The 19,971-nt window shown below is 64.4% G+C and carries 20 protein-coding genes; 13 read left to right on the top strand and 7 right to left on the bottom strand.

Translation table 11 applies throughout. The annotated features are described in order from the left end of the window. Window positions 1–79: 79 nt before the first annotated feature. Window positions 80–772 carry a L,D-transpeptidase gene (locus NHF53_RS03730; protein ID WP_252833156.1) on the top strand — a complete coding sequence of 231 codons (693 nt, stop codon included), beginning with the start codon at window positions 80–82 and terminating at the stop codon, window positions 770–772. Between the two features lie 226 nt (window positions 773–998). Beyond that, the gene (locus tag NHF53_RS03725) at window positions 999–1,664 is read left to right on the top strand and encodes an outer membrane protein (protein WP_252833155.1); all 666 of its coding nucleotides are present in this window, start codon (window positions 999–1,001) and stop codon (window positions 1,662–1,664) included. Between the two features lie 42 nt (window positions 1,665–1,706). Here the strand turns inward: NHF53_RS03725 and NHF53_RS03720 are convergent, their stop codons facing one another. The 6 genes from NHF53_RS03720 to NHF53_RS03695 form a co-directional block, all read right to left on the bottom strand. Next, complete coding sequence (locus NHF53_RS03720) at window positions 1,707–2,168, bottom strand: hypothetical protein (protein WP_252833154.1); 462 nt, start codon at window positions 2,166–2,168, stop codon at window positions 1,707–1,709. A gap of 64 nt (window positions 2,169–2,232) precedes the next feature. Beyond that, on the bottom strand, window positions 2,233–3,537 hold the full coding sequence (gene glcF, locus NHF53_RS03715) for a glycolate oxidase subunit GlcF (protein ID WP_252833153.1): 1,305 nt from the start codon (window positions 3,535–3,537) through the stop codon (window positions 2,233–2,235). Then, a complete protein-coding gene (locus tag NHF53_RS03710) occupies window positions 3,537–4,199 on the bottom strand; it encodes a response regulator (protein ID WP_252833152.1) in 663 nt (220 codons plus the stop codon). Before NHF53_RS03710 ends, glcF begins: the two co-directional genes overlap by 1 nt. A gap of 44 nt (window positions 4,200–4,243) precedes the next feature. Continuing rightward, window positions 4,244–4,642 (bottom strand): DUF4870 domain-containing protein, encoded by a 399-nt coding sequence (locus NHF53_RS03705; RefSeq protein WP_114362617.1) that lies wholly within the window; start codon window positions 4,640–4,642, stop codon window positions 4,244–4,246. Next, window positions 4,639–5,847: a glycolate oxidase subunit GlcE gene (glcE, locus tag NHF53_RS03700; protein WP_252833151.1), complete on the bottom strand. Its 1,209-nt coding sequence runs from the start codon at window positions 5,845–5,847 to the stop codon at window positions 4,639–4,641. The genes NHF53_RS03705 and glcE overlap by 4 nt, the downstream gene beginning before the upstream one ends. A 238-nt stretch (window positions 5,848–6,085) precedes the next feature. After that, entirely contained in the window at window positions 6,086–7,519 is a 1,434-nt protein-coding gene (locus NHF53_RS03695) for an FAD-linked oxidase C-terminal domain-containing protein (RefSeq protein ID WP_252833150.1), read from the bottom strand. Window positions 7,520–7,655: 136 nt separating this feature from the next. On the opposite strand from NHF53_RS03695, the gene NHF53_RS03690 reads away from it, so the two are divergent. Beyond that, the gene (locus NHF53_RS03690) at window positions 7,656–8,552 is read left to right on the top strand and encodes a LysR family transcriptional regulator (protein ID WP_252833149.1); all 897 of its coding nucleotides are present in this window, start codon (window positions 7,656–7,658) and stop codon (window positions 8,550–8,552) included. Window positions 8,553–8,558: 6 nt separating this feature from the next. Here the strand turns inward: NHF53_RS03690 and NHF53_RS03685 are convergent, their stop codons facing one another. Then, complete coding sequence (locus tag NHF53_RS03685; protein ID WP_252833148.1) at window positions 8,559–9,833, bottom strand: DUF3422 family protein; 1,275 nt, start codon at window positions 9,831–9,833, stop codon at window positions 8,559–8,561. Between the two features lie 232 nt (window positions 9,834–10,065). On the opposite strand from NHF53_RS03685, the gene NHF53_RS03680 reads away from it, so the two are divergent. From NHF53_RS03680 to NHF53_RS03635, 10 genes are all read left to right on the top strand, one after another. Next, entirely contained in the window at window positions 10,066–10,746 is a 681-nt protein-coding gene (locus NHF53_RS03680; RefSeq protein ID WP_252833147.1) for a hypothetical protein, read from the top strand. Window positions 10,747–10,836: 90 nt separating this feature from the next. Further along, window positions 10,837–11,691, top strand: a complete 855-nt coding sequence (locus tag NHF53_RS03675) for a FadR/GntR family transcriptional regulator (protein ID WP_252833146.1) — start codon at window positions 10,837–10,839, stop codon at window positions 11,689–11,691. Further along, on the top strand, window positions 11,688–12,467 hold the full coding sequence (locus tag NHF53_RS03670; protein ID WP_112689197.1) for a (Fe-S)-binding protein: 780 nt from the start codon (window positions 11,688–11,690) through the stop codon (window positions 12,465–12,467). The genes NHF53_RS03675 and NHF53_RS03670 overlap by 4 nt, the downstream gene beginning before the upstream one ends. A 10-nt stretch (window positions 12,468–12,477) precedes the next feature. Continuing rightward, entirely contained in the window at window positions 12,478–13,908 is a 1,431-nt protein-coding gene (locus NHF53_RS03665) for a LutB/LldF family L-lactate oxidation iron-sulfur protein (RefSeq protein ID WP_252833145.1), read from the top strand. Between the two features lie 5 nt (window positions 13,909–13,913). Next, entirely contained in the window at window positions 13,914–14,597 is a 684-nt protein-coding gene (locus NHF53_RS03660; RefSeq protein WP_252833144.1) for a lactate utilization protein, read from the top strand. 142 nt (window positions 14,598–14,739) lie between these two features. Beyond that, the gene (locus tag NHF53_RS03655) at window positions 14,740–16,080 is read left to right on the top strand and encodes a glycosyltransferase family 1 protein (RefSeq protein ID WP_114362607.1); all 1,341 of its coding nucleotides are present in this window, start codon (window positions 14,740–14,742) and stop codon (window positions 16,078–16,080) included. Beyond that, entirely contained in the window at window positions 16,062–16,838 is a 777-nt protein-coding gene (locus NHF53_RS03650) for an HAD-IIB family hydrolase (RefSeq protein WP_252833143.1), read from the top strand. The genes NHF53_RS03655 and NHF53_RS03650 overlap by 19 nt, the downstream gene beginning before the upstream one ends. Before the next feature lie 164 nt (window positions 16,839–17,002). Continuing rightward, on the top strand, window positions 17,003–17,503 hold the full coding sequence (locus NHF53_RS03645; RefSeq protein WP_374591000.1) for an NUDIX hydrolase: 501 nt from the start codon (window positions 17,003–17,005) through the stop codon (window positions 17,501–17,503). A 175-nt stretch (window positions 17,504–17,678) separates the two neighbouring features. Beyond that, window positions 17,679–19,184: an inorganic phosphate transporter gene (locus NHF53_RS03640; protein WP_252833142.1), complete on the top strand. Its 1,506-nt coding sequence runs from the start codon at window positions 17,679–17,681 to the stop codon at window positions 19,182–19,184. A 21-nt stretch (window positions 19,185–19,205) separates the two neighbouring features. After that, the gene (locus tag NHF53_RS03635; RefSeq protein WP_252833141.1) at window positions 19,206–19,943 is read left to right on the top strand and encodes a 16S rRNA (uracil(1498)-N(3))-methyltransferase; all 738 of its coding nucleotides are present in this window, start codon (window positions 19,206–19,208) and stop codon (window positions 19,941–19,943) included. Window positions 19,944–19,971 lie beyond the last annotated feature (28 nt).

Here is a 19,971-nt window from a genome sequence, read left to right as displayed (position 1 = left end):
GGCCGACGGCTTTGGACTTGAATTCCAAAGCGAGTCGGCTATGGCTTTTCCCCGGTATAATTTACGGGGGAAGTCCACCATGTCGAAATACTTGTCCGTGCTTACCGCAGCCGCCATCGCTGCGACCGGCATGCTGGCGCCGGTCGAGGCCGACGCCTTCGGCGGTGCCGCCAGGCCTGCGGCCGTCGCAAGCGACGTCACGCTCGTGGCGCAGAAGCCGAAGCAGCCGGCCGAGAAGTTCCGCCGCCGCGTCGTGCGGCTCGTCACCGACGAGAAACCCGGCACCATCATCATCGATACCAACAACAAGTTCCTCTACTACGTCGAGGGCAACAACCGCGCGACCCGCTACGGCGTCGGCGTCGGCCGCGAGGGCTTCGGCTGGTCGGGTGTGGTCAAGATCGGTCGCAAGGAAGAGTGGCCGAGCTGGCGCCCGCCGGCGCAGATGCGCGCCCGCGAAGCCGCCAAGGGTCACATGCTGCCGGTCGTGCAGGAAGGCGGTATCGACAATCCGCTCGGCGCCCGCGCCATGTATCTCTTCAAGGGCGGCCACGACACGATCTTCCGCATCCACGGCACGAACCAGCCCTGGACGATCGGGCTCAACATGTCGTCGGGCTGCATCCGCATGATGAACAAGGACGTCGAGCACCTCTACGAGCGCGCCTCGGTCGGCACCAAGGTGATCGTCGTCGGCCCCGGCAACAGACAGGGCAAGGTGAGCTTCGAGGACCGCGGCATCGACCTCCTGCGGACGATTCTCGGCGGCTGAGGCGTCGCTTCACGATCAGGCTTTCGGAAGGCGTGCGAGAAATCGTGCGCCTTTTTCCTTTTCAGGGGCCCGGACACGCAAACGTGATGAGCCGGCGGCGCCGGCATCCCGAAGTTCCTTATAGGAAACAACATTCCAGCCGGCAGTGATGCAAAATAGAAACAGACTTGGTCTTTGACACCTCCTAATATGCGGGCGAGCTCAAACAGCAGAATCAGGTTGCCTCATGTCGAAGAAAATCGCCTGCCTGTCCTCTTCCGCGGCCATCGCCGCACTCCTGCTTTTCACCTCCGCGGCTCGTGCCGAGATGGCGATCTCCGTCTACGGCGGCGTCCAGTCGGCACCGCACAGCGACGTCGAAGTCTCCGATGGACCGGATTTCACCGCCGGTTGGGAAGGCAACTCCTTCTCCATGCCGCCCTATTACGGCATTCGCGGCACCTGGTGGATGGAGGAAATTGGCCAGCCGAACCTCGGCCTCTCGCTCGACTACAGCCATGCCAAGGTCTATGCCGACGACGGCACGCTCGCCGATACCGGCTGGAGCCACTTCGAATTCACCGACGGCCTCAACCTCGTGACGCTGAACGCGCTCTATCGCTTCCCGATCGAGGGCACCCGGTTCACGCCCTACGTCGGCGCCGGCGCCGGCGTGAACATCCCGCATGTCGAAGTGACCCGCGCCTCCGGCACCACCTCCGAATTCCAGCTCGGCGGCGCGACGGTGCAGGCCCAGGTCGGCGTCGCCTACGACATCGCCGACCGCTGGCAGGCCTTCGTCGAATACAAGGGCAACTATTCGTGGGTCGATGCGGATATCGACAGCGGCGCGACGCTGAAGACCAACATCATGACGAACGCGGTCAACGCCGGCATCACCTTCCGCTGGTAGGCGGTCAGGCCGGCGCATCCGACAGGCAGCCGCCGGCCTCTGCTATTTCAGTTCGCAGACGACCCGCCCGTCGCGGGAAAGGGCCGTCTGAAGGTTGCCGCTGGCGTCCGTACCCGTCTGTACCTTGACCGTATAGCCGCCCTGGAAGCGGGACTTGTCGTCGGGCGTGACCGCGGTGTCCACGGTCAGTTCGAGAGTGGCGAAAGGGCCGCTCTGTGATTCAGTGTAGACCTGCAGGCGCAGCTCGCTGCCGTCCATCCAGTGCTGTTTCAGCATCGACGAGGTGAGACGCATCGTCTCGACGAGGCCTGGGACCTTCGAATCCTTCAGCGTCAGCACGCCACGGAAATGCTCCAGAGCGCCCTGCTTTTCGGTGCTGAAGCCGCTTTCGAGCGACATCTTCAGGTTTGCATCGTCGGCGACGCAGTAGATGCGCTGGGCAGCGAGTGCCTCGCACGAGCCCGTGAGTGCCGCGATAAGAGCGATCGCTATTCTGGCGCACATTGCCGAATCTCCTCCGGAACCGGAAAACTGTCCCGGCCAGAGGGCAGAATTTAGCGAAACATCCTTAGGATTTGGCTAATTTCCTTGGGCGCTCGCCACCATAAGCCCAGTCGAGGAGCTCGACCGTGTGGACCACCGGCAGATCGGTTCCGGAACCGATCTGGGTCATGCAGCCGATGTTGCCGGCGGCGATCACCTGCGGCTTCGTCGCAGCAATGTTCTTCACCTTACGCGCCTTGAGCTTCTCGGAAATCTCCGACTGCAGGATGTTGTAGGTGCCGGCCGAACCGCAGCAGAGGTGGCCTTCAGCCGGTTCACGGACGGTGAAGCCCGCATTCGCCAGCAATGTCTTCGGCGCCATGGTTACCTTCTGGCCGTGCTGCAGGGAGCAGGCGGAGTGATAGGCGACGACGATCCCTTTCGCTTCGAGCCGGGGAAGTTCGAGCGTCGAGAGATACTCCGTCACGTCCTTTGCAAGCCCCGAGACGCGCGCGGCCCTTTCCGCATAGGCCGGATCGAGCCGCAGCATGTGGCCGTAATCCTTGATTGTCGTGCCGCAGCCGGAGGCGGTGATGATGATCGCATCGAGACCGCCCCTTTCGATCTCGCGGGTCCAGGCATCGACATTGCGGCGGGCGAAATCGAACGCCTGTTCTTCGCGCCCCATGTGATGGACAAGGGCCCCGCAGCAGCCCTCGCCTTGCGGCGATGCCACCTCCACGCCGAGACGCGTCAGCAGCCGGACCGTCGCCTCGTTGATGCCGGGATCGAGCACCGGCTGGGCGCAGCCTGCCAGGATCGCGACGCGACCACGCTTCGGCACCCCGGCGGAAGGTTCGCCCGGCGCCGGCGATACCGCCTTCGCGGGCAGGGCGCGCGGGGCGAGCTCGAGCATCGCGCCGAAGGGTTTGAGCTGGGGCACCCGCTTCAGGAGACCGGCGAAAGGTCGGCCGATGCGGGCGAGCGTCAGGGCGAAGCGGAACCGCGCCGGATAGGGCAGCACCATGGCGAGCACGCCGCGGGTCAGGCGGCTCGTCAGAGGGCGCCGGTAGGTCTTTTCGATGTGAATGCGGGCGTGGTCGACGAGATGCATGTAGTCAACGCCCGAGGGGCAGGTCGTCATGCAGGCTAGGCAGGAGAGACAGCGATCGATGTGGCGAACGATCTGCTCGTCCGCCGGGCGACCGTTCTCCAGCATGTCCTTGATGAGGTAGACGCGTCCGCGCGGGCTATCGAGTTCGTTGCCGAGCGTCACATAGGTCGGACAGGTCGCCGTGCAGAAGCCGCAATGCACGCACTTGCGCAGGATATTCTCGGCCTCCGCGACATGCGGGTCGGCCAGCTGCTCGGCGGTGAAATTGGTCTGCACTACAAAGCTCCCAAGTGACGCTCAACGAAAGCCAGAACGTCAACACCCGAGTTCGTCGCGTTTTCCGCTCCAGCCTCCAGTAATGCGGCACGATTCTGGAGAGCCCGACGGCCCGCGAAAACCAAAACAGGTATTTCTTTACCCAACGCCTTCAGACGCGCCAAAAGGTCGAAACCCGCGTTGGGATTGTCCACGCCATCCTCGATTCGACCTAGATCCGTAATAATTGCACGAAATTCGTTATATTCTATCTTCGCCAGAGCGTCATTTGTACCGATTGAAAGCACTACTTCAATACCCTTTTCCTTTAGTTTTTCAATCATGAAGGCGTTATTTGAAGGAAAATCATCAACCCACAAAATTGATTTTGATTTCTTCGAATTTTGATATTCAGCGGAATTAACAATTATATCTTTTTCGTTACTTATATTCGCCTCTATAATGGCAATTCGTTGCTGCAAATCTGCAATGTCGGCACCATTGTGCTTGGCAGCCTCCTGCACTGAGAGCTCCAGATTTCCGACTTTTATCTGCATATTCTCTCGCTTAAGCAGCGACGCGAAAAGTGGATGAAATTTGATGAGAAGGAACGCGGCCATCGCCGGCCAAGCAAAATTGGATAACGCGTTCCAGAATTCGGCGTTGAGCAAGAGACTCGCCATTCCGTGTCCTCAGGTCCTATAGCTCGTTCGGGCGACATCCCGTCTCAGATCAGCCAGCTCTCCGGCCGCTCGATCGGCTGATCGTTGCTCACCCGCTGCAGCCCGATCACGCAGCGGACGATCACCCAGACGGCGGTGGCGATCGCCAGGATGACGCCGACGAGGGCGAGCGTCAGCACGACGGAAATCGCGGCATAGAGGATGCCGATCCAGAAGGTGCGGATCGCCCAGGTGTAGTGGCTCTCGAGCCACGGATCGGACTTGCCGCGGTTGAGATAGGCGAAAACCACCCCGACGACGGCGGTGATGCCGATCACGAAACTCGCGAGGTAAAGGACATAGATGATCTGGACATTCAGCTTGCCGGGGTCCATCCAGTTGTCGGTCCGGCGGGCCGGCGGTGTTGGCGGCGTCTGCGGCATCTGCGAGGTCGGCTCGGTCATGCGGATTCTCCTGTCGTCATGCGGCCGGGATTCAAGATCCCCACAGGGTCGAATTTTGCCTTAACCCGTTGCGAAAGCAAGGCCACCGCCGGTTCCTGCGGTTCGAAGGACGCGACGGATGCGCGCACCGCGCCGGAGGCCCGCATGAGCGTCGCGTGGCCGCCGCCGAGCGCCCGGACGTAGCGCCTGAGGATCTCCGCTTCCGGGTCCGCCTCCATCCGCATCCAGACGAGGCCGCCCTGCCAGTCGTAGAAGGCGTCGACGCCGGTCGCGAGCCGCAGCGCCGCGACGAGTTTCTCTCCCTGGGAGGGCGCGACCGAGACGCGCCAGAGGGGCCGCATCGTGCCGTCGGCATAGGGTTTGACGTCGCGGATCTCGCGCCACAGCAGCACGCTCTCTTCCGGGCCGAGGCAGGTGGCAGGCGCGAAGCGCTGCATGGCAGCCGCGAGCTTTTCCACCCGGACGGCGACGGATGCCTCCAGTCCTTCCACGCGCAGGACGGTTGCCGGGCCTTCGGGCAGGCCACCGGAAAGGAAACGCGACCTGACGCTTTCCGGCAGATGGGCGGCGCCCGAGACCTCAACCGGCAGCGCCATCGCCGCCGCCATGGCGTGCGTGGCGGCCTCGTCGTCGAGGCCGGAGAGCACGATGGTCGCCGCCGTCTTCGGCCGCGGCAGGACCTTGAAGGTGACCTCGGTCAGGAGGCCGAGCGTACCGTGGGAGCCGGCCATCAGCTTGACGAGGTCAAGCCCGGTCACGTTCTTCATCACCCGCCCGCCGGCCTTGACGATCTCGCCATGGCCGTTGACGAAGCGCACGCCGAGCAGGCTGTCGCGCGCAGCACCCGCGGTGATGCGGCGAGGCCCGGATGCATTGACGGCGAAGATGCCGCCGATGGTCGGCTCGCCTGCCGTTCCCATGACCGGCCGATGATCCGGCGGTTCGAAGGCCATCGCCTGACCGTTCGCGTCGAGGGCCGCCTCGATCTCGGCGACGGACGTGCCGGCGCGTGCCGTCATCACCATTTCCGCCGGATTGTAGGTGAGAATGCCGGAGAGCCCGGAGGACGAGAGCGTCGCAGCGGCCTGCACAGCATTGCCGAAACCGGCGCGCGTGCCCCCGCCCCGGATCTCGAGCGGGACCGCCCGCTCGGCATGGTCGCGGATGATTTCGGCAGCTTCGGTTTCGGTCGCTGGAGTCAGCATGAAACACCCCCCTCTGGCCTGCCGGCCATCTCCCCCACAAGGGGGGAGATCGGCTGTGGCATCCGCCGCGCTGACTTCCGATCCCAAGGTGAAGTGGCCACGTTCTGGCCACCAGTACAGGGCCTGTTCCGTGCTTGAGCCAGCGTCGCCAAGGAGCGAGCGTTCGCCGCTGACGATCTCCCCCCTTGTGGGGGAGATGCCCGGCAGGGCAGAGGGGGGTGAACAACAGCAATTGCCATCACGCCCGTCCCTCCAGCGGAAAAACCTTCGAAGGGTTGAGGATCCAGGCCGGGTCGAAGGCTGCGCGAACCGCCATCTGCTGGGCGAGGTCGATATCGGAATACTGGTGGCGCATCAGGTCGCGCTTCTCGATCCCGACGCCGTGCTCGCCCGTCAGGCAGCCGCCGGCGTCGACGCAGAGCTTCAGGATCTCCATGCCCGCCGCCTCGGCGCGGGCGGCATCCTCGGGATCGTTGATGTTGTAGAGGATCAGCGGATGCATATTGCCGTCACCGGCGTGGAAGACGTTGGCGACCCGAAGTCCGTAACGGTCGACGATTTCGGACGTATTCCTGAGCACGTAGGCGAGCTGCCCGAGCGGCACCGTGCCGTCCATACAGATATAGTCGGCGATGCGGCCGGTGGCACCGAAGGCGGATTTGCGCCCCTTCCAGATCAGCGCCGCTTCCAGCGCCGACTGGCTCTCGCGCACCGTTCTGACACCGTGCCGGCGGGCAATCTCGACGATCGAGGCGAGCATCGCCTCCATCTCGGCCTCGGAACCCTCGACCTCGACGATCAGCAAGGCCTCGACGTCGAGCGGATAGCCGGCATGGGCGAAGGCCTCGCAGATCTCGATCGCCGGCTTGTCCATGAATTCGATCGCGACCGGGACGATGCCGGCGCCGATGACGTCGGCGACGCAGGAGCCGGCGGCTTCCGCGCTGTCGAAGCCGAAGAGAACCGGACGCGCGCCTTCCGGCTTGGCGATCAGCCGCACCGTCGCTTCGGTGACGATCCCGAGCTGGCCTTCCGAACCGCAGACGAGGCCGAGAAGATCGTAACCCGCCGCATCCAGCGCCTTGCCGCCGAGTTCGACAATGGTGCCGTCCACCAGCACCAGTTTCACGCCGAGCAGGTTGTTGGTGGTGACGCCGTATTTCAGGCAGTGGGCGCCGCCGGAATTCATGCCGATATTGCCGCCGATCGTGCAGGCAAGCTGCGAGCTCGGATCGGGCGCGTAGAAGAAGCCGTCGGCGCCGACCGCGTCCGAAATCGAAAGATTGGTGACGCCGGCCTGAACGGTCGCGGTACGGTTGGCGTAATCGATGTCGAGGATGCGCGACATTGCCGAAAGGCCGAGCACGACCGCATCCTCCTGCGGGATGGCACCGCCCGAGAGCGACGTTCCCGCCCCGCGCGGGACGACGGGAATACCGTAACGATGGCAGTACTTCATCACCGCCGCGACCTGCGCGGTTGTTTCCGGCAGCACGACCGCCAGCGGCCGGCGACGATAGGCGAGAAAACCGTCCGTCTCGAAGGGGACGAGCTCGACCGGCTCATGCACCAGCCGCTCCGGCGGAAGCAGCTCGGCGAGATCGTCGATGATCTCCTTGCGCCGGGCAAGGATCGCGGCATCGGGCTCAAGAAACTTGATGGCTTCCGTCATGGTCCTTCCCTCGCAAGGCAAGATCGGCATACACCGCCCTGCCCACGGCTTCAACTGGTATTCTTTCTTTACCACTTTGACCAAATGCATGCAAATGCTATGGACTTATGACAAAACCGGAAAGAATGGAGGCCGCATGACCAATCTGGGAGATCTCGAGGTCTTCTCGCGGGTGATCGCCACCGGCAGCATGTCGACGGCGGCACGGGCGCTCGGCCTGTCGCCGGCGGTGGTGTCAAAGCGGATCAAACGGCTCGAGGACAGGCTCGGCACCCGGCTCCTTCAGCGAACCACCCGGCAGATCTCGCTCACCGAAGCCGGCCAGGGCTTCTACGAGCGTATCGTGGCCGTGCTCGCCGGTATCGAAGACGCCGAGGCCTATGCCTCCGGCAGGTCGTCGGAGGTGCGCGGCACCCTCAAGATCTCCGCGCCGACCTCCTTCGGGCGATTGCATATCGCGCCGCACCTCAAGGCGTTCATGGACGCCCATCCGGAGCTTGCCATCCACCTCGTGCTCTCCGACGAATTCACCGACATCGTCGGCGGCGGCTTCGACCTCGCCATCCGCATCGCCGACCTCAGCGACTCCTCGCTGGTCGCCCGGCGGCTCGCACCGGTGCGGCGCATCCTCTGCGCCTCGCCCGACTATATCGCCCAACACGGCATGCCACTGACGATCGATGACCTGAAGCAGCACCGTTGCCTGCCGGCCCACAACTACGACGCCTGGCGGCTGGAAGGGCCGCACGGCGCGCTGAACATCCGGCCGGACGGCATGCTCGTCACCAATTCGAGCGAGGTGATCCGCGAGGCAGTCATCTCCGGCCTCGGCATCGCGCTGCGCTCGACCTGGGACGTCGGGCCGGAGTTGAAGACGGGTGAGCTCGTGCAGGTGCTGCCGGCCTATGAGGGTTCACGCAACGTCTCGCTTTCGGCGGTCTATCCGAGTCGGCAGTTTTTGCCGGCCAAGGTGCGGCTGTTCATCGACTATCTCGCCGAACTCTATGGGCCAATACCCTATTGGGAGCGATGAGCCGACCTATTCCTCACCGTCGACATGGTGCTTGCGGATCCGCCGCACGACCAGCCAGACGCCGAGCACGACGAAGGGAACGGAAAGCCCGGTGATAATGCCCGGATCGACGGGCATGACCTCATGGCTCACCGCCTTGACCAGATAACCGATCAGGCCGACGACATAGTAGGAGATCGCTGCGACGGAGAGGCCTTCGACCGTCTGCTGCAGGCGAAGCTGCATCTCGGCGCGGCGGTTCATGGTGGCGAGCAGATCGGAATTCTGTCGCTCCAGTTCCACGTCGATCCAGCTGCGGACGAGGCCGGTGGCACGTGACAGCTTGCGCGAGAGGTTGGCCTGCCGCTCCTCGACCGACTGGCAGGTGCGCATGGCCGGCGCCAGTCGTCGTTCGAGGAAAGAACCGATCGTCTCGAAGCCGGGCACGGGGCTTTCGTCGAGTGTCTTGATACGCTCGTGGACGATGCCGTCATAGGCTCTGCTCGCGCCGAAACGGTAGAGACTGAGCGCGGCGTTCGCCTCGAGTTCTGCGGCGAGCCGCGTGATCTCGCCGAGCATCGAGTCAGCTTCCTCCCGCGCATGACCTTTCATGCGCTGGGTGACGGCGGTCAATCCATCCTCGATGCGGCGGATATCCGGCGAAAGGGTCTGGGCGAGCGGCAGGCCCAGCATGGCGAGCGTCCGGTAGGTCTCGATGTCGAGAAGCCGCTGCACCAGTGCGCCGCGACCCGCATCGTTGAGCCCGCGGTCGATGACCAGGATGCGTGTCAATCCGTCGCCATCCTGCCGGAAGTCGGTGACGACGGTTGCCTGCCCCTTCTTCACTTCGCTGTAGCACAGGCTCGCAGGATCGAAGCTGCCGATCGCCAGCGTCGCCTCCTTGCCTTCGGGGCGGATTTCCAGCCGGATTCCGGATATCAGCGGGCCGGGCGCGGAAAAGGCGCTGCCGAAAGGATGAGTGGTGATGTCGCCGCCGAAATTCTCCGGCGCCGGTCCTTCCCAGAGCCAGGCGGAGAATTCGGTGTGCCGTTCCCAGCGCAACGTGCCCGCACCCCAGGCCATCGCATGATGCCGTGAGGCACGATCGGGCGGCGACACGCCTGCGGCCCGCGACAGTTCCGCAAGCACGCTGTGGTGCACGGCTGCGCCGCCGTCCATCATGAAGGCGAGTTGCAGGATCACCCGTGACGACTTGACGAGAGGAAAGGGCCGGGCGTGGATTTCGCCGAGGGCAATTGCCCGCTCCGGTGCGGCGGGAAATGCAAGTCTTCCGGTATCCAATCCCAACTCCCAGCTTGAGGTTCTGCGACCAATCCGCTCCTTCTAGCAAATGTCGCGTCCGGCCGTCAGGGGGTCGTTTGCCACAGGGCCTTACATTCGTCGCACTTAGGCGACATGCGCATCGTTGTTGTTGCTGTTTTTCGAGAGTGCTGCCAAGAATATCGGCAACGCGCGCCGCTGCCCCCGATGCGGCGAAACACCGACGACGAATGCCCCTGAAGGAGGATACCCGATGAAACGTTCAATGCCCGCCCTTCTGGTCGCCCTTGTCCTCGCCGTGCCTGCAATGGCCGGAGAGGTCCGGGATTTCGAGACCAGCCTGCGGACAGCCTACGGCGACTACCGGGCGGCCCTCTTCGCGACCAACACGGGCGGCAGCTCCGAATCGGCCGCCGCGCTCGATCGCTTCACCAAGGCATGGTCGGCGCTTGCGGCGTTGCCGGCGCCGCCCCAGTACGTCGACGATGCTGCATTTCCCGACACGATGAAAAAGGTGACGGCAATCGCCGAGAGCGCCTCGGCCCAGGTCGCCGGCGGCGATCTCGCCAAGGCGCACGCCACGCTCGAGGGCATTCGTGACGAAATCGGCGACCTGCACCTGCGCAACGACATCTACAGCTTTTCCGACCGCATGAACGCCTACCACGCACGCATGGAAAAGGTTCTCGGCATGGATGCCGCCGACACCATCGCGGTGCGCGAGGAAGCCGCCGTGCTGGAATACCTCCTCTCCGACATAAAGGCGCATCCGCCAAGGGACGCCGGCGGCAACTTCGAGGCCCTGCTCGGCGCCGTCGAGACGAGCGTCGCCAAGCTGCGCGGTGCGGCGACGAACAACGATGCCGCGGCGACCAAGGCGGCGATCGGCGGGCTGAAGGCGCCGTACTCGAAGTTCTTCCTCACCTTCGGCTGACGAACCCTCGACGCTCGTCCTTTCAAACTGGACAAATTAATTGACCAATCCTTCGGGCGCTTGCTACACATGCGCCCGAAGGAGAATGGCGTGACCGAGACGGATGCCGAGAGCGATCGGGGACTTTTCACCCAGATCAGCCACAGCCGCACGGCCGACGAGGTGGTGCTGCAGATCGAGCAGCTGATCCTCGACGGTGTGCTGCGCGACGGCGACCGCCTGCCCGGCGAGCGCGACATGGCGCAGGCTTTCGACGTCTCGCGCCCCATTCTTCGTGAAGCCCTGAAGGAGCTTGAGGCACGCGGCCTGCTCGTCAGCCAGCACGGTGGCGGCACCTTCGTTGCGGACATCATCGGCCAGGTGTTCTCTAAACCCGTGACCGAACTCATCTCGCGCCATCAGCGCGCCGCGCGCGACTATCTCGAATACCGCCGCGAACTCGAGGGCCTGACCGCCGAGCTTGCGGCGCGACGCGCGACCGAGACCGACAAGGCGCTTCTCGCCCGCATCATCGCAGACATGCGCCGCGCGCACGAGAACGGCTCGGCCGAAGGCGAACTCGCTGCCGACATCGAATTCCACAACGCCATCGGCGAGGCTGCACACAACGTCATCCTGCTGCACACGATGCGGGCCTGCTACCGGCTGCTCTCGCAGGGCATCTTCTTCAACAGGAAGGCGGTGTTCGCGCTGGAGGACGCCGGCGAGCGGCTGTTGCAGCAGCATGTGGCGATCTACGAGGCAATCGTCGCGGGTGACGGCGAGCGTGCCAAGCAGGCGGCCCAGGCCCATATCGATTTCGTGATGCAGGCCGTCGAGGATGCAAGCCGCGCCGACGAGCGCGGCCGTGTCGCACGCCTGCGGCTCTTGAGCCGCTCGGCACAGCCGGCTTCCGGCCGTGCATCGAAACAGACGACAACCGAAGGAACGGACCTTTCCAAATGACCCCAGAACCGCAGAAAGTGCGGCCGCGCGTCGGCCTCTTCGCCACCTGTCTCGTCGATCTGTTCCGTCCGAGCGTCGGATTTGCCGCCGCCAAGCTGATCGAGGATGCCGGCTGCGAGGTGCATGTTCCGATGGCGCAGACCTGCTGCGGCCAGCCGGCCTACAATTCCGGCGACAAGGCGGACACGCGCGCGCTTGCCAAACAGGTGATCGAGCTCTTCGAGGGCTTCGACTACGTGGTCGCCCCCTCCGGTTCCTGCGGCGCCATGCTGAAGAAGCACTATCCCGAGCTTTTCAAAGGCGACCCGGCCTGGGAGGCGCGCAGCCACGCCTTCGCCGAGAAGGTTCATGAACTCGTCTCCTTCCTGACCGACGTGATGTTCGTGCCGAAGGTCGATGCGACCTTCGAGGGCAGCGTCACCTATCACGACAGCTGTTCGGGCCTGCGTGAACTCGGCATCAGCAAGCAGCCGCGCAAGCTGCTTGCGGGCGTCGAAGGGCTGGAGCTCAAGGAGATGGCCGACAGCGACGTCTGCTGCGGCTTCGGCGGCACCTTCTGCATCAAGTATTCCGACATCTCCAACAAGATCGTCGGCAAGAAGACGGAGAACATCGAGGCCGCCGGGGCCGACGTCCTGCTCGCCGGAGACATGGGCTGTCTCATGAACATGGCCGGCAAGCTGCGGCGCGAGGGCTCGAAGGTCGAGGTCCGCCACGTGGCGGAGGTTCTCGCCGGAATGACGGACACGGCGCCGATCGCCGGCTCGGGCAAGTGAGGGTCGGCCGATGCAGTTCACCGCTCCCCAGTTCAAGGAAAACAGCGTTGCCGCCCTTCACGATCCGCAGCTGCAGAAGGCGCTGAAGAACGTCGAGACCGGCTTCATCGCCAAGCGCGCAACGGCTGCCGCCGCCCTTCCCGAGTTCGACCTCCTGCGCGACAACGCCCGCGACATCAAGAACCACACGCTCGCCCATCTCGACCTCTATCTCGAAGCCTATGAGGCGAAGGTGAAAGCGGCCGGCGGCCACGTCCACTGGGCCGAGAGCGCGGAAGACGCCCGCCGGATCATCCTCGACATCTGCCGCAAGGTGAACGCGAAGACGGTCACCAAGGGCAAGTCGATGATTACCGAGGAGATCAACCTCAACGAATTCCTCGAAACCCAGGGTGTCGAGCCGGTCGAGACCGATCTCGGCGAGTACATCATCCAGTTGCGCGGCGAGCATCCGAGCCACATCATCGCGCCGGCCGTGCACCTCAACAAGGACCAGGTCGAGGCCGATTTCCGCCGCGTCCACACCCATTTGCCGGCAGACCGCGACCTGACCGCGCCGGAAACGCTGCTCTCCGAGGCGCGCGAGGTGCTGCGCAAGCGCTACTTCCAGGCAGATATCGGCATCACCGGTGCGAATTTCCTGATCGCCGAGACCGGCACCTCGGTGATCGTCACCAACGAGGGCAACGGCGACCTCACCCAGACACTCGGCAAGGTGCATGTCGTCGTCGCCTCGCTGGAAAAGATCGTGCCGACGCTCGAGGACTGCGCGCAGATCCTCCGTCTGCTCGCCCGCTCGGCGACCGGCCAGGACATGTCCGTCTACACCACCTTCTCCACCGGCCCGCGTCGTCCGGAAGACCCCGACGGCCCGGACGAATACCACGTCGTGCTGCTCGACAACGGCCGCTCGACCATGCTCGGCACCGAGTTCGAGGAGATGTTGCGCTGCATCCGCTGCGGCGCCTGCATGAACCATTGTCCGGTCTATCACGCGGTCGGCGGCCACGCCTACGGATCGGTCTATCCCGGTCCGATGGGCGCCGTGCTCACGCCGTCGCTCTTCGGCATCGACCAGTCCGGCCACCTGCCGAACGCCTCGACCTTCTGCGGGCGTTGCGAGAGCGTCTGCCCAATGCGCATCCCGCTGCCGAAAATGATGCGGCACTGGCGCGAGCGGGAATTCGAGCGGCACCTCACGCCGGCGACGAGCCGCTACGGCCTCGGCCTCTGGGCCTTCTTCGCCAGGCGGCCGGCTCTCTACCGGCTGGCAGCCTCGCTCGGCGCCCGGACGCTCGCGATGCTCGGCGGCGACAAGCGGAGGATCGGCGCCATGCCGCTCGCCTCCGGCTGGACGAAATACCGCGACCTACCCGCACCGGAAGGCCGGACCTTCGTGCAGCAATGGGCAGAACGGCAGGCAAACAGGCAGGAGGCGTGAGCGTCATGGACGGCAAATCGGCAATTCTCAAGAAGGTCCGCGCCTCGCTGAAGGCTTCGCCGGACGATTCCGCGCGCCGCTCTGCGGTCGCCTCACGCCTCGCCGAAACGCCGCGCGGCATCATTCCTGCCCGTGGCCAGCTGCCGGGCGCGGCACGCCTCGACCTCTTCGTCGCGATGGCGGAGAAGTACAACGCCAGCACCACGCGCATCGCCGCTCTCTCGGCACTGCCTGCCGCGGTCGCGGACTATCTGAAAGGCCGCAACCTGCCGGCCTCCGTGCGGATCGGAAACGATCCACGGCTCGCCGTTGCACCATGGGGCGAGGAACGCACACTCGAAATCCGCCACGGCGCCTCCGACGGCCACGACCTTGCCGCCATCAGCCATGCCTTCGGCGCGATCGCCGAGACGGGAACGCTCGCGCTCCTTTCAGGCCCGGACAATCCGGTGACCCTGACCTTCCTGCCGGAGCACCACATCGTCGCGCTCGACGCCCGCGACATCGCCGGCGACATGGAAGCGGTCTGGTCGCGGCTGCGGGCCGTGAACGGCAAGGCCGCGATGCCGCGTACCGTGAACTTCGTCACCGGTCCGTCGCGCTCCGCCGACATCGAGCAGACGCTGTTGCTCGGCGCCCACGGGCCGCGGGCGCTGCACATCGTCATCGTCGGCGAACCCTCCGCGTGAAGCTTCGGATGGCCTGCGGGCCATCCTGTCTTGTTGCCGCCACCAGGTACAAAATAGAAATTTCGTTCTCGTTTAGGAACAAAGTTCCGTATTTTGGCATTAAAAACTTGCCTTTTATGAACCAAATTTCTACTGTTCAAGGATGACGAATACAATCAACGAACTGGTCGAAACGCCGCGGATCGCGCTCGTCTCTACTCACGGTTACGTCGCCGCCCATCCGCCACTCGGCGCCGCCGATACCGGTGGGCAAGTGGTCTACGTCCTCGAGCTGGCCAAGAAGCTCGGCCAGCTCGGGCACAAGGTCGACATTTACACCCGACTCTTCGAGGACCAGCCGCCGGTCGACATCGTCGACGACAATGTGCGAGTGATCCGCATTCCCTGTGGCGGACCGGATTTCATCCCGAAGGAGTACCTGCACCGGCACCTGGCGGAGTGGGGCGAGAAGGCTCTCCGCTTCATCAAGAACGAGAACCTTTCCTATCTCTTCGTCAACAGCCACTACTGGGACGGCGGCGTCGCCGGCCAGCGGCTTTCCGAGGCGCTCTCGATCCCGCACATCCACACGCCGCATTCGCTCGGCATGTGGAAGAAGCGTCAGATGGAGACGGATTATCCCGAGCGCGCCGACAAGTTCGAGGAAGAGTTCAATTTCCGCGAACGCATCCAGCACGAGCTGATCATCTACCGCAGCTGCCAGCTGGTGATCGCCACCACACCGATCCAGCTCGACATGCTGCTCGACGATTACGGGCTCGCGCGCAGCCGCGTCCACATGATCCCGCCCGGCTACGACGACAACCGGTTCTTCCCGGTCTCACAGGCGTCGCGTCAGATGATCCGGCAGCGGCTCGGCTTTTCCGATCACGTGGTGCTGGCCCTCGGGCGGCTTGCCACCAACAAGGGCTACGACCTTCTCATCGACGGCTTTTCGGTGCTCGCGAGCCGCATTCCCGACGCACGGCTTCGGCTGGCGCTCGGTGGCGAAAATCTCGACGCCCAGGAAAGCGCCCTTCTCAAGCAATTGCATGAGCAGGTGGAAGCACTGGGACTCTCCGACCGCGTGGATTTCTCCGGCTTCATCCCCGACGAGGAGTTGCCGGATCATTACCGCGCAGCCGACCTTTTCGTGCTGTCGAGCCGCTACGAGCCATTCGGCATGACGGCGATCGAGGCCATGGCCAGCGGCACGCCGACCGTGGTCACCGTTCACGGCGGCCTCTTCCGTGCGGTCAGCTATGGCCGGCACGCGCTGTTTGCCGATCCCTTCGACAAGGAGGATCTCGGCATCACGATGATGAAACCGTTGAAGCATCCGCGCCTCTATGGTCGTTTGTCGCGCATGGGCGCCCACAAGGCCCGCAGCCTCTTCACCTGGACCGGGATCGCCCAACAGCTCGTGGCGCTTGTCGAAGGCCGTCCGGTGGCGCAGGCGCTCGATGACGCGGACTGGGATGAACCATGGAACGACGGCGACTGAACCCAGCGCGGATTTTCTCCTCCGACCTCGACGGCACGCTCGCGGGAGATCGTGACGCCTCCCGGCGGTTCGCCGACTACTGGGCGAGCCTCGATCCTGACAGCCGCCCGCTGCTTGTCTACAACAGCGGGCGTCTGATCGAAGACATATTGGCTTTCATCGCCGAGGAGGGCTTGCCGGAGGCCGATTACCTCATCGGCGGCGTCGGCACGATGATGCACGCCGCGACAGTGCCGGACATCGCGGCGGCCTATGCCGCTTCGCTCGACCGCGACTATGACCCGCTCCGGATCGCGGAGCGGCTGCAGTCCCTGCCCGGCATCAGGCGTCAACCGGAACGCTATCAGCACATGCACAAGTCCAGCTGGTATTTCCACGATGCCCCGCTCGAACGCATCGAGGCACTGGAAGAAGAACTGCGCGCCGAGGGCCTGTCGGTGAAGCTCGTCTATTCGAGCGGACGCGACCTCGACGTGCTGCCGGGCAATGCCGACAAGGGCAAGGCGCTGACCTGGCTTTGCGAAGAGCTCGGCATCGGCCTGCATGAGGCGGTCGTCGCCGGCGACACCGGCAACGACCTCGGCATGTTCCTTCTCGACGGCGTGCGCGGCATCGTTCCCTCGAATGGGCACACCGTACTGCGCCGGCTCGCTGAGGAACGCGACGACGTCTATCTCGCGGATCGCGCCCGGGCCGACGGCGTCATCGAAGGGCTCCACTACTGGCAGGAGATCGGGCGGCACACGATCGGCGCATAGCCCAAAAGTGGACAAGCGGAACACTTGACCTGACGTGCCGTTGATCCAACATCGACGGTTAAACGGTCGTTTGACTGATTCGCCGTGTGAATCCGGAGAGGTCACCGAACGAACACAACCAGAGCGTAAGCTTCGAAGACGGGAGACAGCGGGAATTGACGATCATGAGCCGGATAGCCTCGGACGTGCAGTTGATGTTGCGGCGGCCGCCGCGCCAGCAATATGCCGCCCTGTGCTACCGTCCGCGCAAGAAGCAGGGGGGCATCGAGATCCTTCTGCTGACGAGCCGCGACACCGGCCGATGGGTGATCCCGAAAGGCTGGCCGATGGCCGGCAAGAAGTCCCATACCGTGGCCGAGCGCGAGGCTTGGGAAGAGGCCGGCGTGCGGGGCAAGGTCTCCCGCGAGCCGATCGGCTATTACGGCTATGCCAAGGGCATGGAAGGGGGCCTCAAGGTCGCGTGCCGGGTTCAGGTGCACGCGCTCGAGGTCAAGGAAATGACCAAGGACTTCCCGGAGAAGGGGATGCGCCGGCTGGAATGGGTGAGCCCCGAGGAAGCAGCCGCCCGGGTCCGCGAGCCGGAACTGAAGGTGTTGCTGCACGCGTTCGCCGAAAAGACGGCCGGTGCACTCGCCAAGCCCAAGAATCCTGTCGAAGGCTCGTAAAATCGAGCTGTCATAAAACTGTCATATTGCGCCTGCGCCGCTTTGCCACTAGGGCAAAGGGCGAATTCGGAACATCGCGCAGAACCGGACGGTCACAGCAGCGTTTCGTCGTCATCTACAGGATTTCGTGGAAGGGCGGCCCTCGGGGGTTGCCCCTCAGGAAGGCAGTATCGTCATGGCCAAGTCGCCGCCCAGCCTCGTCAAGCCCACCCTAGACAAGGATCTCGACAAATTCGCCTATGTCGAGGAGGCAGCCCAGCACATCTCCCGCGGCTACGCGCCGGTCGGCATCGGCCTGATCTTCCTGGTGACGACGATGATTTTCGCCGGCGCCTATGTGATCAACCAGCCGGGCGCCGTCATGGTCATCGCGGCGGCCGCGATCGGTGCCTACATGGCGATGAACATCGGCGCCAACGACGTCACCAACAATGTCGGCCCGGCGGTCGGATCGCGGGCGATGACGATGACGACGGCGCTCGTCATCGCGGTGATCTTCGAATCCGCCGGCGCCCTGATTGCCGGCGGCGACGTGGTTTCGACCATCTCCAAAGGGATCGTCGATCCGGCACAGGTGCCGAACGCCGAAGTCTTCGTCTGGGCGATGATGGCCGCTCTGCTCTCTTCGGCGCTCTGGGTCAATCTCGCCACCTGGATCGGCGCGCCGGTCTCGACGACCCATGCCGTGGTCGGCGGGGTGATGGGTTCGGGAATTGCCGCTGCCGGGGTCGGTGCGGTCAACTGGGAATCGATGATCGGGATCGCCGCAAGCTGGGTGATCTCGCCGCTGCTCGGCGGTGTCATCGCCGCCCTGTTCCTCGCCTTCATCAAGGAATTCATCATCTACCGGCACGACAAGATCGCGGCCGCCCGACGCTGGGTGCCGATCCTGATCGCGCTGATGATCGGAACCTTCTGCACCTATCTGGCGCTGAAGGGGCTGAAGCAGCTGATGCATGTCAGCCTTACCGCCGCCGTGCTGGTCGGCGTTGTGACGGGGGCGATCGGCTGGGCGCTCAGCGTGCCGCTCATCCGGCGGCAGTCCGTCGGGCTCGAAAACCGCAACCAGTCGCTCCGCAAGCTCTTCCGCCTGCCGCTCATCTTCGCGGCAGCACTCCTTTCCTTCGCCCACGGTGCGAACGACGTGGCGAATGCGATCGGTCCGCTCTCTGCAATCGTTCACGCCATCCGCGCGCACGAGATCGCCGCCAAGGTCGAGATTCCGATCTGGGTGATGGTGATCGGCGCGACCGGCATCTCGCTCGGCCTCTTCCTCTTCGGCCCGAAACTCATCCGCCTCGTCGGCGAGCAAATCACCAAGCTCAACCCGATGCGGGCCTATTGCGTTTCGCTGTCGGCTGCCGTCACGGTCATCGTCGCCTCCTGGCTGGGTCTGCCGGTCAGTTCGACGCACATCGCCGTCGGTGCGGTCTTCGGGGTCGGCTTCTTCCGCGAATGGTATACCCGCAACTCCAAGCGGCGCGTGGACTACATCCGCGCCAAGTCGGACCGCTGGGTCGTCGAGGAAGCCACCGACCGCAACTCAGACGAAATGCGTCGCCGCTATCTCGTCCGGCGCTCGCACTTCATGACGATCGTCGCCGCGTGGATCATCACCGTCCCGGCGGCTGCGGGGCTTGCGGCGCTGATCTACTGGGTTATGTTCCAGCTCTTCGTGTAACGAGGGGAAGACGGGGAACCCATGCGCGCCAACTACCGGATGCAGAGGCTTTTCGTCGCCGCGGGGCTTTCTGCCGGCGCGACGGTCGAGGCCAGCCCGGAGCAGTTCAACTATCTCGCCAACGTGCTCCGGATGGCGGAAGGCTCCGAACTCCTCCTCTTCAACGGCCGCGACGGCGAATGGAAGGCGACCCTCGCCTTCCCGACGCGCAAGCGCATCGTCATGACCGCGGCGGAACAGACGCGCCCGCAGCCCGAGCCCTGCGACCTGCATTTTCTCTTTGCGCCCCTGAAGGTCGGGCGCATGGACTACCTCGTGCAGAAGGCCGTCGAAATGGGTGCGGGGCTCCTGCAGCCGGCGATGACCCAGCACGTCCAGGGCAAGATCACCAATCTCGACCGCCTGCAGGCGAACGCCGTCGAGGCCGCCGAACAGTGCGGCGTCCTTTCGATCCCGACGGTCGAGGCGCCGAAGCGGCTGAAGGACCTGCTGGAACGCTGGCCCGCGACGCGGCGGATCATCTTCTGCGACGAGGATAGCGCGACACAAAACCCGCTCGCCGCCCTTCAGGGTATCCGCGAGCGCTCGCTCGCCCTGCTCGTCGGGCCGGAGGGTGGTTTTTCGGAGGAGGAACGAACCCTGCTGCGCGACCTCGATTTCGTCACTGCGATCCCGCTCGGGCCGCGCATCCTTCGCGCCGATACCGCCGCGGTCGCGGCGCTTGCTGTCGTGCAGGCAACCGTCGGCGACTGGCGTTGACGAGACGGGCTTGACCTGCCGCAAGCTT

The organism is Ciceribacter sp. RN22, assembly GCF_024054295.1.
In the GTDB taxonomy this organism is placed as follows: Bacteria; Pseudomonadota; Alphaproteobacteria; order Rhizobiales; family Rhizobiaceae; genus Allorhizobium; species Allorhizobium lividum.
Note: the sequence above shows the minus strand (reverse complement) of the source record. Positions and strands in the feature narration are given on the sequence as shown.